The 11,807-nt window shown below is 61.0% G+C and carries 11 protein-coding genes; 4 read left to right on the top strand and 7 right to left on the bottom strand.

Going from position 1 to position 11,807, the window contains the following annotated elements; translation table 11 throughout:
• Window positions 1–3: 3 nt before the first annotated feature.
• Window positions 4–291 carry a GYD domain-containing protein gene (locus tag BBD46_RS15915; protein WP_071402670.1) on the bottom strand — a complete coding sequence of 96 codons (288 nt, stop codon included), beginning with the start codon at window positions 289–291 and terminating at the stop codon, window positions 4–6.
• Window positions 292–413: 122 nt separating this feature from the next.
• On the opposite strand from BBD46_RS15915, the gene pyk reads away from it, so the two are divergent.
• Both pyk and BBD46_RS15905 read left to right on the top strand, forming a co-directional pair.
• Window positions 414–2,195, top strand: coding sequence for a pyruvate kinase (gene pyk / locus BBD46_RS15910; RefSeq protein ID WP_071402669.1), 1,782 nt, complete (start codon window positions 414–416; stop codon window positions 2,193–2,195).
• Window positions 2,196–2,286: 91 nt separating this feature from the next.
• Complete coding sequence (locus BBD46_RS15905) at window positions 2,287–2,691, top strand: DUF7312 domain-containing protein (protein ID WP_071402668.1); 405 nt, start codon at window positions 2,287–2,289, stop codon at window positions 2,689–2,691.
• Between the two features lie 34 nt (window positions 2,692–2,725).
• Here the strand turns inward: BBD46_RS15905 and BBD46_RS15900 are convergent, their stop codons facing one another.
• Window positions 2,726–3,193, bottom strand: a complete 468-nt coding sequence (locus BBD46_RS15900) for a DUF892 family protein (protein WP_084777782.1) — start codon at window positions 3,191–3,193, stop codon at window positions 2,726–2,728.
• 135 nt (window positions 3,194–3,328) lie between these two features.
• On the opposite strand from BBD46_RS15900, the gene BBD46_RS15895 reads away from it, so the two are divergent.
• Entirely contained in the window at window positions 3,329–4,117 is a 789-nt protein-coding gene (locus tag BBD46_RS15895) for a hypothetical protein (protein WP_071402667.1), read from the top strand.
• Window positions 4,118–4,322: 205 nt separating this feature from the next.
• The gene (locus BBD46_RS15890) at window positions 4,323–4,991 is read left to right on the top strand and encodes a cyclase family protein (protein ID WP_071402666.1); all 669 of its coding nucleotides are present in this window, start codon (window positions 4,323–4,325) and stop codon (window positions 4,989–4,991) included.
• An 18-nt stretch (window positions 4,992–5,009) separates the two neighbouring features.
• On the opposite strand, the gene BBD46_RS15885 is transcribed toward BBD46_RS15890, so the two are convergent.
• The 5 genes from BBD46_RS15885 to BBD46_RS15865 form a co-directional block, all read right to left on the bottom strand.
• Window positions 5,010–5,747, bottom strand: a complete 738-nt coding sequence (locus BBD46_RS15885) for a diphthine--ammonia ligase (protein WP_071402665.1) — start codon at window positions 5,745–5,747, stop codon at window positions 5,010–5,012.
• A 304-nt stretch (window positions 5,748–6,051) separates the two neighbouring features.
• The gene (locus BBD46_RS15880; protein WP_071402664.1) at window positions 6,052–7,626 is read right to left on the bottom strand and encodes a DUF373 family protein; all 1,575 of its coding nucleotides are present in this window, start codon (window positions 7,624–7,626) and stop codon (window positions 6,052–6,054) included.
• A gap of 159 nt (window positions 7,627–7,785) precedes the next feature.
• On the bottom strand, window positions 7,786–8,790 hold the full coding sequence (gene sppA / locus BBD46_RS15875) for a signal peptide peptidase SppA (protein WP_071402663.1): 1,005 nt from the start codon (window positions 8,788–8,790) through the stop codon (window positions 7,786–7,788).
• Window positions 8,791–9,004: 214 nt separating this feature from the next.
• Window positions 9,005–10,342, bottom strand: coding sequence for an RNA-guided endonuclease TnpB family protein (locus BBD46_RS15870; RefSeq protein ID WP_071402662.1), 1,338 nt, complete (start codon window positions 10,340–10,342; stop codon window positions 9,005–9,007).
• Window positions 10,343–10,818: 476 nt separating this feature from the next.
• Window positions 10,819–11,700 (bottom strand): coiled-coil protein, encoded by an 882-nt coding sequence (locus BBD46_RS15865; protein WP_006169269.1) that lies wholly within the window; start codon window positions 11,698–11,700, stop codon window positions 10,819–10,821.
• Between the last annotated feature and the right edge of the window lie 107 nt (window positions 11,701–11,807).

Genomic DNA, 11,807 nt, shown 5'->3' with positions numbered 1-11,807 from the left:
CCGTCACACTTCGTCGACGAGTTGCGAGAAATTGTCGGTGTCCAGGAGTTCCATCGTCTGTGCTCGGAGACCGTGGCGACGCAGCGTGAGCGCCGATTTGAACGCCGCCTCGCGGTCGCCGGCTTCGAACACGGCGAGAAAGTCGTGCTCGCCGAGGATCGCGTACGACTCCTGGAGCTCGGCGTTGTGCTGCTCGAACTCCGTGTGCACTTCACCCCAGATCGACGCGAGTTCCTGTGCGTTCTGAACGTCCCGGCCCTCGACATCGATCAGTGATGCGTACGTTGGCATGTCTCAGGACGATCCGGACAGACGGAAAACGGTTGTCGTGGCAGACGACGGTCGCAGTAAAGGCAAACTCGGCTCCGAGTAAGTCACCTATCTTTTTGCCCGTGCTCGCGCTAGCGCAAGCCATGAGAAACGCAAAGATCGTCTGTACGCTAGGCCCCGCCTCGAGCGATCAGCGGACGATCCGCGACCTCGCCGACGCCGGGATGTCCGTCGCCCGGCTGAACGCGAGTCACGGCAGCCGCGCGGACCGAGCCGAACTCATCGACCGCGTCCGAACGGTCGACGAGCAACGCGAGAAGCCCGTCGCCGTCATGCTCGACATGCAGGGCCCCGAGATCCGCACCGCTTCGCTTCCCGAAGGCGAAACGGTGACACTCGAGTCCGGCTCCGAAATCGAGTTCGTCGAGGGTGACGAGGTTTCGACCGAACGGGTCGGGCTCTCGCTGCCGATCGACGCCGTCGAAGTTGGGGATCGTATCCTGCTCGACGACGGCCTGATCGAGACGACGGTTCGCGAGCGCGAGGGTGACGTGATTCGCGCACACGTCGACACGGGCGGCGAACTCGGCGGCCGGAAGGGCGTGAACGTCCCCGGCGTCGATCTGGATCTCGATGTCGTTACCGAATCCGACCGGAAGGACCTGGAACTGGCCGCCGAGAAGGAAGTCGACTTCGTCGCCGCGAGTTTCGTCCGCGACGCCGAGGATGTCCTCGAAGTCAGCGAGGTACTCGAGAGCTTCGGTGCGGAGATTCCTATCATCTCGAAGATCGAGCGCGTCGGCGCGGTGGACAACTTGGACGAGATCATCGACGCCTCGGACGGGATCATGGTTGCCCGCGGTGATCTGGGCGTCGAGTGTCCGATGGAAGACGTGCCGATGATTCAGAAACGGATCATTCGGAAGTGTCGTGAGGCTGGTCTGCCGGTTATCACGGCAACGGAGATGCTGGACTCGATGGTTCACGCGCGCCGGCCCACGAGAGCAGAAGCCTCGGACGTGGCAAACGCCGTTCTCGACGGCACGGACGCGGTGATGCTCTCTGCGGAGACCGCCATCGGCGACCACCCTGTCGCCGTCGTCGACGCGATGGACAGCATCGTCCGCGAGGTCGAGAACTCGGCGGAGTACGACGAACTGCTAGAGCAACGTGTTCCCGCGGCCGGCGAGGCCCGAACGGATGCGCTGGCACGGTCTGCTCGCTTCCTCGCACGAGACATCGGTGCTGACGCAGTCGTCGCGGCGACCGAATCCGGCTATACGGCGCTGAAGACGGCGAAGTATCGGCCAGGTGTCCCCGTCGTCGCCTCGACGCCGAGCCATCGCGTCCGGCGGAAACTCGCCCTCTCGTGGGGCGTCACACCGCTGTACGCCGAAGTCTCCGATCAGGGGGCCGACGCCGTCGTCGAGAAAGCGGTACAGGCAGCACTCGAGGCCGGGGTCGCCGAGAGCGGTGACACCGTGGTCGTCCTCTGCGGAATGATGACCGAACTCGAGGGCGCGAACACGACGAACATGCTGAAGGTCCACGTCGCCGCGGAGGCGTTAACGACGGGCCGCGTCGTCGTCGGTGGTCGCGCGACGGGACCGGTCGCACGCGTGCCGGACGGCGACCTCACCGACGTTCCAGAGGGGGCGATCATCGTCCTCCCGTCGGAGTTCGACGAGGAGTTCACGGGCGATCTGCACACGATCGGCGGCATCGTCAACGCTCAGCGGGGGATGACCGGCTATCCCGCACTGGTCGCACGGGAGATGGACGTGCCGATGGTCAGTGGCGCGGATATTCCGGACACCGACACCGGAACGGTTGTGACCGTCGATGCGGAGCGCGGTGTCGTCTACGAGGGCGACATCGGGGACCGACGCGGTCGAGATAATCGACCGAGTCGACACACCCAGTAACTGCGCCGAGACTGTCTGAAACTGAACACTCTCTCAGGCTGCCCGATCACAGGACGGCGGGTTTTTGACGCCGGCCTGTGTACTGCTCTTCATGGTAGACGAGACGTCCGACGACGGCCGTCGTGAGGACGACTGCGGGACGTCGTGGGGGACGGAGTCAGAGCCTAGATCCGACTCTGCGTCTGAACCCGAATCTGAACTCGATAACTCTGAGCCCGAACCACGCGCAGGTCAACCGACAGCATCGGATGAGCGCGCAGAGACGGACCGCATCTCGATCGACCTCTCACGAGGCCCCGACGGCGACACAACCCAGGACCCAACCCACCAGTCCGACAGCGAGGCCGAGACGGACGAAGACGACCCCTACGCTCCCGAGCCCAGTTCGACGCCCATCGAGGCCGGCGATCCGTCACTCGAGAACGCACTCTTCGTCGCACTCGGTGCGCTCATTATGATTCTCGTCCTCGCACGCGTCGTCTCGATCATGGTCTGACCGCCACGAGCAGTCGTGTCGATCTCTCCGCTTCTCAGATTTCTGTGACCTCTTTTGCGCGCTCCAGTCCATTCGTCGCCTCAGTCTTCGTTTGCTCGAGTGGCTCGACAATCTCGCTGGGCAAGTCCATCCGATCCGCAAGCGCCAACAGCGTCTCGAGTTTCGTGATCTCGAGGCGTTCGATCGTCCGGCCGAGTTCGGCCTCGACGAGGTCGCCGAGCGCCGGGTCCTGTACGTCCGCAATGAGGTCTTCGCGCTCGCTCGTGAGGGTATCGAGCACGTCGCTCTCGACGACGCCCGGTTCGGCCTCGACCGCGTCGAACAGCGGTTCGATGCGGTCGATCTGCTCGGTCGTGGTCTCGCTATGTGCCATGTAGAACGACTCGAGTTCCTCGTCGGTCGCGGCCTCGGCCAGTTCTGTCTGGAGGTCCTCGAGTTCGCGCTCGAGGTGGTAGAACTCGCGCAGTCGCTGGATGAACAGGTCTCGTTCGGTTTCGATCATGTTGGTGTGGGCACTGCCGAGCCCCAAAGCGGTTCGGCCGTCGTGTGACGACCGGGTGGCAGGCCGCTGCAGTGCTCAACCAGTCAGAAATATGAATTTACTTATGCGGTACTGTCGATTATCCAAAGCAATCACATGCGACAGCTTGCCGCCCTCCTGTTGGTTGCCCTGCTCGTAATGAGTGCCGGCTGTAGCGCGTTCGACTCATCGCCAAACGGTGACCGCGATCCGCTCACCGCGGAGAGCGACGAACTCGTGCCGGGACTCACCGAGGACGGAATCAACGACACGACCGCCTTCGCAAACGCTCACTACGACGCACTCGAGTACAACGAATTCGAACGGACGGAACAGCAAGTGAGACACAACGAGTCGGGCGAGGTCATTCGCACGACGAACACGACACAGACGGTTACTGAGGATGCGGCTAGCTACGTGTTACAGGTCGATCCGGACTCGCTTGCAGACCCTGAGCCGGATACGGAGATGACGCGCGAAACGTGGCGGGAAGACGGGGATCAGATGAGTATTACCCGCGTCACCGATGCTGCGGGTACTATTGAATTCCACGGGCAGAACATGGGGATGGAGTCTACAAGTCTGCCGGTATCGGTGTACGAACTCAGTGAACTCGAGCACACGGTCAGCATCGACGAGTCTGACAGTGGTGCTGAACGGTACCGAATCGAAGGTGCGGGAAACACCACCCAACACAGTGACCAGTACGTCGAGTTCGACCTCCTGGTCGACTCGTCGGGTCTCATTCAAACCTACGAGATTTCCCAGACGATGTCGGTCGACAGCGAAGAACAAACCTGGGAGTCCGTCGGCGAGTTCACCCGCGACGACGACCTCGAACTTGAGGAACCCGACTGGGTCGAGGACGGCTGGGAGGAACTCGAGTCCCAGTCGGCTGAGGACTGATCAACCGGCGATGATGAGCAGCGCCAGCAAGACGCGAAGAAGGCGACCCAGATCAGCAGCGAGACGTTCGTGTACGACCACGATTCGGGTTCGAATTGCTGGCCGCTCTCGACGCTGTCTTTGGAACGACCTGTTTGAGATCCAGTAGTCAGCCCACAGTAGCCTACAGCTACATACGATCACGACGAAATAGCGCAAGTGATCAATGTACGTCGATCTCACCCACCCGATCGAGACCGGAATGCCGGTGTTCCCCGACGATCCGACAGTTGAGCAGCGCGACGCGGCGTCGATTGAGGACGACGGCTACCGTGTTACCGATCTCCACTGTGGCAGTCACACCGGAACGCACATCGACGCGCCGAGTCACACTGAACCCGACGGTGCCGTCCTCGACTCGATGCCGATTGAGCGCTTCGTCTTCGATGCTCGAGTCGTCGACTGCACGGGCAGGGACCCGCGAGAGGCGATCACTGCGGGTGATCTGCCTGAAAGCGACAGCGAGACGAACTGCGACCTCTTGCTCTGTCGAACCGACTGGGACGAGTACTGGGGAACCGACCGCTACTTCGATCACCCGTATCTGACACCGGACGCCGCCGACCACTGCCGCGAGGCCGGCTGGAACGTTGGGCTCGACACACTCAATCCCGATCCGACGCCAACCGAGAACACAGCGGAGTCAGAACCTGCTGGCTTTCAGGCCCATCACACGCTACTCGGAACCGACATGCTCATCATCGAGAACCTGACGAACCTCGAGCAGCTTCCGACCGGTCAGCCCATCACGCTCTATGCCTTCCCGCTCGCACTCGCCGAGGCCGACGGCGCACCGATCCGGGCAGTTGCAGAAGTCGCATCGACCGCTGACTGACCCAGGCTGGCCGAGGAGCTACTCGAGTGCCGCGTCGGTCACGCGAATTGTTCCCCGCGTTCCCTCACTGTCCCACGCCGTCTCGTACTCGAGTGCAATCTGCTGGTCCATGTGCGGGCCGTCGACCACGAGCGTTTCGAACTCGCCGCCCTCGCCGAGGATGTGAACGCCGTACTCCTCGTTGAGCGTCTCGAGTTCGGCCAGCGCGTTCTGGTCGAGCGTGCGGCCGAGCCAGGACTCGTCGAGTCCGTAGGCAGCCGTCTGGATGATTTTGATTTCGAAGCCGGCGTCGAGCATGTCGTCCGCCAGCGTTCGAGGCTCTTCCTGCCAGAGTGGCGCGAAGAGATCACAGCCGAGACGGTCGCACATCGCTTCGATTCGGTTCGTCTGGAACTCGCTCTCGACGGCACCGGCGGTGACGCCAGCGATGCCGCCGTCGAGGTCGCCGTCGAGTTCGCGAAGGGCGGCCTCGAGTGGCTCCAGTTCGGTATCGCCCTGTTCGCCGGCGTCCGTCGCGCTGTTTGCCTCGAAGTCGTCGGGATCGACGTTGACGAGTTCGATACCGGTGCTCTCGGCTGCGAGCGTGGCGAGGTCGGTTGCCGGAACGTGGTACATGTAGGAGTCCTCGGAGGGGTGAACGGTGACGAGTCGCTGGACATCGAGGCCGGTTTCGAGGGCCTGATACAGCGCCCACGACGAGTCCTTACCCCCCGAGAAGAGGCTCACCCATGCACCCGCGCTGTCTGCATCGCTCATGGGGAACGGTTGTAGTGGGAGAGTAAATGGGTACCGAGTCTCGAATCTCGAATCGCGAGTCTCAAATCACGAGTCTCAAATTTCACGTCTCGTGTCGTGACTCCCATCTCTCAACGCGCAGCTCTTGGCTCTTCACTCCCAGCTCTTGCCTTTCAGTTCTCAGCTTTCAACACTTAACACTCAACACTCAACACTCAAACTCGACTCTCGGACTCGTCGTACTCGAGTAGACAGGAGTTGCCGAGTGGTCAGGCGGTGTTGTGGGGTGTCGCTGTCGGGGTCGGGGTCGCTGCGGTCGGTGTCGTTAATCAGGGCTGTCGTCGGTGTCGCTATTGGTGTCGGTGTTGGTGCCAGTATCCGTATCGCCGTCAGTGTCGGCCCCAGTCTCGTTGCTGGTGTCGTCGGAATCACTGTCAGTATCGGTGCCGGGGATGGTGTCGGCTTCGGTAACGCCGTCACGATGCTGCTCTCTAGTGTGCTCACGATCGGTGGTCTGGTGTGAGTTCTGAGCGTGTTCGCGTTCACGTTCGTGTTGGTGTTCCTCGTGATCCTGTCCCTGCTCGTTCACGGTCTCTGGTTGGGTATCGTGGGCTGTGTGTGCATCGTCGTCCGACGTGACGACCTCGACGTTTGCAGGCGTTGGCGTCGACAGTGGCCCGGACGAGCCTGGACCGCCATCCGTGAGCTCGGAGGGCGAACTAGTGTCGGCGGTGCCGCCAGCACTGGGTGCGTCTCCTGTCGTCCCGTCCGGATTGGTGCGGTCAGCAGAACTGCTCATCGCACTCGCGATCCATGCACCGAGGAGGCTAATCAGAATCGCGCTCACGACGAAGATAGCGAGTCGCTCGCCCGCCGTCAGCGAGAATCCCTCGACGGTCAGCGGCCCGATCGCTGCCGGCGGGACTGCCAGCGGCTCGATCAGTTGCTGTTGTTCGAGGAAGTACGCCGTGAATCCACGGACGACGAGGCTGACCGCGACCACGATGAACGGCAGGTTCAGGTAGGAGCTTCGTATCGGGTCCTCGCCGATCACTTCGTCGAGGAGGCGACCGGCGCTGGCGGTGAGCGCGGCCATGGCTAACCAGGGGACGCTGTCGAAGGCAAACTGCACGACCGGGATCCCGACACCTGCGGGATCGTCGAGATTCGAAACGCCGAGTGCGCCGAAGAAGAGGCCGACGAGCGTTAAGCCGGCTGCGACGACGTAGGTGACGACCGACACCTGTCCGGAGTACAGCGATTCGCGGACCTGGTGGCCGAAACCGGTCATGATCTCGTCGATGTTGAACCCCTTGTACAGCAAGAAGAGACCAATGACAGTCGTGATCGCTGCTGCTCCCTCCGCCGGACTTGTTACAGTGGCAAGCATCGGGAAGACGAGCAGTGTGAGACCGACGGGGATGAGAATCGTCTGTCGAAGCTCCTCGTCCGCGAGGAACTGCTTTAACAGGTAGTACGTCGATTCGATGTCTCGCGCCTGCCGGACGACGACCCGGTCGACCGAGTCGACCTGTACGCGGCTCTCGACGATCGGAACTAGCCGCTCGTCCTCTGCACTGTCGATCACGACGACCGCGGAGTCAGGGCTATAGTCGGCAATGAGTTCGTCAAGCTGACGGGCGACGGCCCGGTCCGCTGAGACCATCGACTCACGGTCACCCGAGACGACCGCGACGACCGTTTCTTCGTCCTCGTCGCGGAGGCTCTGAGCGACACGGAGCGTCTCGAGGAGCGTATTCACTCCCGAGTCCTCCGGGTCCGCGAGTCCGATATCGGTGACCAGCGCCCGGACGGCCTCCCACCCGACGATCGGCGATCGGAGCCCCGTCTTCCGACCGACGTCGTCGGTCCGATCCAGACAGACGACCAGCGTTGTCACGGTTGCTGTTGCATTCCGTACGACGATAAAACCACTTACTCGAAGCGCATCTCGGCACCGAGTTGTGCCGGCGACGCGGTGATCCGAACACACCTGTCCTGTTGTCCTGCTGCCTTCCCGTCCTCCCATCCTCCCATCCTCCCGTCCGACCGAACCCACTCAGTTACGCAACCGCAGCCGGAACTCGCGGTCCGCTCCGATACCAGCAATGCCAGCACCGAACGAATAGGCCACTTGCTGAGCACCCGTCCCGAGGCGAGCCATCAACGGCCGCTCCGGTTCGAACTCTTCGATCACGACCTCGTCCGTTTCGAGTTGGTCCGTCAGCTCGTCCTCCAGATCCCGTCGCGTGCCGAGTTCGTCGACCAGTCCCAGTTCGTGAGCCTGCTCGCCGAGGTAGATGCGGGCTTCGGTGTCGCGAACGAACTCGGGGTCCATATCGCGACCGTCGCTGACCCGGTCGACGAACGTCTCGTAGTAGTCGTCGATCAGCCCCTGGAGATACGCACGCTCGTCCTCTTCGAGTTCCTTCAGCGGCGTGCCGGCGTCCTTGAACTCGCCGGCGGCGAAGCGCTCGTAGGAGAGGCCGACCTTCTCGGCGAGGTCGCTGGCGTTGACGCGCGAGCCGATGACGCCGATGGAGCCGACGATGGAGCCGTCGCGGGCCCAGAGTGCGTCACAGCCGCTTGCGATCCAGTAGCCGCCGCTCGCACAGACGTCGGTGGTATAGGCCACCGTCGGCCCGTCGAAGCGCTCGGCGGCGAGTCGAATATCGTCGCTCGGGACGACCTCGCCGCCGGGTGTGTTCAGCTTCACGAGCAGCGCGTCGACGTTCTCGTCCTCGTCGGCGCGGTCGATCTGGTCGACAACGTCGTCGGCTGGCGTCGACTGCGGGCGCGAGGGCAGCGGGCCGCCACCACCGCCGTCACGGGTGATCGGTCCCTCGACGGCGACCTCGGCGACGTTGTAGCTCGCGAACATCGAACTCGCGATGCCGCTGATTACCCTGATTCCGAGCACGATCACGGCGAGTGCGATGACGAGGCCGAACAGGTCTGTCAACGAGTCGGGGTACAGGACGAACACGCCGAAACTCACGATAGCTACCGCGACAATTCCGAGCATGACCGCGGCGAGCTGTCCGATCTCTCGCGTCTCAACCATCGCAGACACCTCTGTTCATGTCGGTATCTCTGAGTGCTGTCCTGTTAACCGTTGTCGTCGCGTCTGCGGTTCAGGTAGCCAGTATCCAGTAACCGGTACCCAGTACCCCGCGTTCACCCACCAACTGCCTGCAGGTCGTCCGCTCACGAACCGTTCCAGCTGTTCTACATGTGAGGTGAAGTACCCCGCGCACGGTGGCGCGGGGCGTCCATGTTTAGTCCTGCACTGCTGACGCAACGGACTTTAATTCCTCTCGCGCTCCCATCCCTGGTTGCGCCGACGTCCCGTGTCGGTCAATACCCGAACACAAATCGTGTCCGTGAGAGTCGGGGCCTCCACCAGCCCCCGATGCCGCCCGTCTCACCGTCCGAACGTGTGGAAGGGTTTCGAGAGACGGCACATTTCCATACTGTTCGTCTAACCAATTCTGCACAACGCATACCGCAGCCTTCCGATCAGCGTGGTCTTGGAACCCACACCGTTTGCATTTGAATCGCTTCTTATGTCGATTCGCTCGGTCTGTGTGCTGGCACTCCGTCCGTGGGCATCGCTGACTCGTGTATTCGGGGTCAACCACATCTGAAGGAATCCCTTCCCACGCAACTTTGTACGATACCATCTCTTGGAGAGTTGCGAACGGCAGTGAGTGTAGCCGACGGTTCATTCGCGTTCCGTAGTCGATGGACTCTCGCATGTCTTTGAGGTCTTCAAAGACGATCACCGGGTCAGTAAATTGCGAGATCCATTCAGCTACTTCCCGCGATACTTTGTGCAGGCGATCGTGAACGTAGTCGCGTTCTTCAGTCTTCACGACCGTTTCAAACGCAGTCTGGCCGGCTTTCTGCATCCGCTTGCGTTTGGTGAAAAACTCGTGGCGCTGCTCTTTCACAGATGGATACTCGAACACCACAGAGTCTTTCACTGCACCGCTCCGACTCATCGCTGCGAGGGCGATGCAGTCCTCGTTCACATCCAAACCAACAATTGTGTCTGTATTGTGTTTGCTGGCGACTCTGTGAGTTTCGTGTGTGACTGTGACGTGGAGTCGCCACTCGTTGTGCTTGTGTACGACTTCAGCGGTTCCAACCCGCCACTCTTTGTCGTTGAATGCAGTTTGGAGTCGGTCGAAGTGGTCAGGACTCCCTCGAAGGTCGCCTTTGACGTGGGTGCCTCTTGTGGCAGTGATACGGAATCGAACAGTCCCATCCTCTTCAGGGAACAGGCGGTAGCCTTCTCCGTGGTTCATCACCATCGGGTACGACTCGTCGATGTATGGGTGGGGTCGCCCCCATCCATCATCTTTGTTGTCGTGATACGTTTCGATTTCACCGAGTGCCTTATCAACGATGAGTTGGGTGGTGTTGTTGACATGGTCGGCGTTATCCACGACGACCGATTTGATCTCGTTCCAATCCCAACCTTGGCGGTCGAGGCGGTTGGTTTCGTTGCGGATGCGGCGGGCCTCAAGACAGCCGGTTTGCAGATCGTCTCCACTCCCCGTGTGGATGTCTAGTCCGAACGACAGTGATTGGGTGAGTTTGGACGACTGCACTGGATTCTAGTATGGTTTGAAACTTGTTAAAAGTTCGTATTGTGACACGCTTCACCCACGGGCACGGTGGCCCGTGGTACTCGCGCTGCTATTCTTTATCGTCTCCACTCCCCGTGTGGATGTCTAGTCCGAACGACAGTGATTGGGTGAGTTTGGACGACTGCACTGAATTCTAGTATGGTTTGAAACTTGTTAAAAGTTCGTATTGTGACACGCTTCACCCACGGGCACGGTGGCCCGTGGTACTCGCGCTGCTATTCTTTATAGATTTGGGCGGAAGGGACGCAGTTCAGTCTGTAATCGCTGTTGCTGGGAAGTTGCAAAGAGAGACCCAGACAACAAATTCCGACAGCAACTGCTTGCTCGCTGTTCTCCGTCACCACTTCGTTCGTCCAACTGGCCTATACGTCACCAGCGAGAGAAACACGCTCAACAGTACCGTCGAGCGTGGGACGAATCGAGCCCAGACGACGCGCTTAGAGCAGTCCCGTCTTCTGGAGCTTCATCAGGTCCTCGGTGTCGAGGGTCTCGCCCTCCTTGAACTTCTGATAAATCTCCTCGGCCTCTTCTTTGGCCTCCTCTTTCTTCTTGTCGCGCTCGGACTTGCGCTCTTGCTCTTCTTCCTTGTCGAGCTCGCGCAGGCGCTTCTGGACGCGGACGAAGTCCTCGTGATGCTGGTCGGCCGCCTCCTGAGCCTCGACGAACTTCTCGTGCATCTCGTCAGCCTCATCACGGATGTCGTCGGCTTCGCGGTAGGCCTCGATCATCTGGTTGTGATGTTCCTGGGCCTTGTCCGCAAGCTCCGTCACCTTCTGGTGGTGCTGGGATGCCTCGGAGCGAACCTCCTCAGCTTCCTCGACGAGCCCTTCGAGATCCTCGTTCTGCTCGAGCTTTCCCTTGCGCTCTTCGTACTCCTCGCGCTTGGACTCGATCTTCTCGATGAGTTCCTGCTCTTCCTCACTCGAGAGGACCTCGGTCTGCTGCTTGAACTCGAGTTGCTCGATTTCCTCCTCGAGTTCCTCGAGGTCCTTGCCCTCGTCGAGCTCCATGTCGGATTTGAGCTTGTCGACCTTGTCGAAGAGCTCGTTGGCGTCGGCGTTGAGTTCGTTACGCTTGTCCTTGTGTTCCTGGACCTGCTCGTTGAGCTCGTCGCGCTGTTCGCGGTGCTCCTGGGCTTCGTCGACCTTCTCGCGCGTCTTTGCGTTCAGGTCGTCGCGCTTGGAGGCGCGGTCGGAAGCCATCTGGTTCAGCTCGTTTCGCCGGTCTCGAAGCTGGCCGGCCATCTTGATGAGCTGTCCTTTGGAGTTGTTTTCGAGGTCGTCGTCTGTCAGTTCGATGTTTTTCGATTCGTCTACCATGTGTTATTCAAACCTCTGTGCCATACCCGCACCGGTCCGCGAGCGCAATTCGTTCGCGTTCGTTTGCGTATTCGCATGTGTTGCGACCGCCGCGTGTGACCGTTCCT

This window comes from Natrialba sp. SSL1 (assembly GCF_001861355.1).
Lineage (GTDB): Archaea > Halobacteriota > Halobacteria > Halobacteriales > Natrialbaceae > Natrialba.
The sequence above is the reverse complement of the archived record's forward strand: the minus strand, read 5'-3'. Positions and strand labels throughout refer to the sequence as shown.

Bases quoted from the DNA above. Each gene is read 5' to 3' on its own strand.
- pyk (WP_071402669.1), top strand. From the start codon at position 414: ATGAGAAACGCAAAGATCGTCTGTACGCTAGGCCCCGCCTCGAGCGAT.
- BBD46_RS15895 (WP_071402667.1), top strand. From the start codon at position 3,329: ATGCGACAGCTTGCCGCCCTCCTGTTGGTTGCCCTGCTCGTAATGAGT.
- BBD46_RS15905 (WP_071402668.1), top strand. From the start codon at position 2,287: ATGGTAGACGAGACGTCCGACGACGGCCGTCGTGAGGACGACTGCGGG.
- BBD46_RS15885 (WP_071402665.1), bottom strand. From the start codon at position 5,747: ATGAGCGATGCAGACAGCGCGGGTGCATGGGTGAGCCTCTTCTCGGGG.
- BBD46_RS15915 (WP_071402670.1), bottom strand. From the start codon at position 291: ATGCCAACGTACGCATCACTGATCGATGTCGAGGGCCGGGACGTTCAG.
- BBD46_RS15900 (WP_084777782.1), bottom strand. From the start codon at position 3,193: ATGATCGAAACCGAACGAGACCTGTTCATCCAGCGACTGCGCGAGTTC.
- BBD46_RS15865 (WP_006169269.1), bottom strand. From the start codon at position 11,700: ATGGTAGACGAATCGAAAAACATCGAACTGACAGACGACGACCTCGAA.
- BBD46_RS15890 (WP_071402666.1), top strand. From the start codon at position 4,323: ATGTACGTCGATCTCACCCACCCGATCGAGACCGGAATGCCGGTGTTC.
- sppA (WP_071402663.1), bottom strand. From the start codon at position 8,790: ATGGTTGAGACGCGAGAGATCGGACAGCTCGCCGCGGTCATGCTCGGA.